This window comes from Azohydromonas lata, assembly GCF_034427735.1.
Lineage (GTDB): Bacteria > Pseudomonadota > Gammaproteobacteria > Burkholderiales > Burkholderiaceae_C > Azohydromonas > Azohydromonas lata.
This window is the reverse complement of the sequence record NZ_JAXOJX010000197.1, coordinates 1-661: the sequence shown is the minus strand read 5'-3', so window position 1 is coordinate 661 and position 661 is coordinate 1. Positions and strand designations below refer to the sequence as shown.

The following is a 661-nucleotide window of genomic DNA, read 5'->3' as shown; positions in this document are numbered from 1 at the left end:
CGTCAACGGCGTGTGGACGGCGACGTACACCCTCGTGGCCGGCAGCATCGACGCCACGGGCCGCAACGTGTCGGCGACGGTGACGGACAACGCGGGCAACACCACCACGGTGGCAGACACGAGCAACGCCACGGTGGACAGCGTGGCGCCCACGGTGACCGACGCCAACGTGAGCATCAGCGGCGGCACCGGCACGGGCGGGGCCTACAAGATTGGCGACACGGTCACGGCGACCTGGACCAATGTGGGCGGCGAGAACAACGCCGACACCATCAGCGACGTGACGTTTGACTTCAGCGCCTTCGGCGGCGGTAGCGCCGTGGCGGCGACGAACGTCAACGGCGTGTGGACGGCCAGCTACACCCTCGTGGCCGGCGGCATCGACGCCACGAACCGCAACGTGTCGGTGACGGTGACGGACAACGCGGGCAACACCGCGACGGCGGCCGACACGAGCAACGCCACGGTGGACAACGTGGCGCCGACGGTGACTGACGCCAACGTGAGCATCAGCGGCGCCAGCGGCACGGGCGGGGCCTACAAGATCGGCGACACGGTCACGGCCACGTGGACCAATGTGGGCGGCGACGCCAACGCCGACATCAGCGGCGTAACGTTCGACTTCAGCGCCTTTGGCGGCGGCAGTGCCGTGGCGGCGACG

General features: G+C 69.6%; 1 protein-coding gene. It reads left to right on the top strand.

What is annotated here, in order from left to right; all coding sequences use genetic code 11:
- Positions 1-661 (top strand): hypothetical protein (locus tag SM757_RS34995; RefSeq protein WP_322468866.1); only part of this gene is annotated, 661 nt, incomplete at both ends.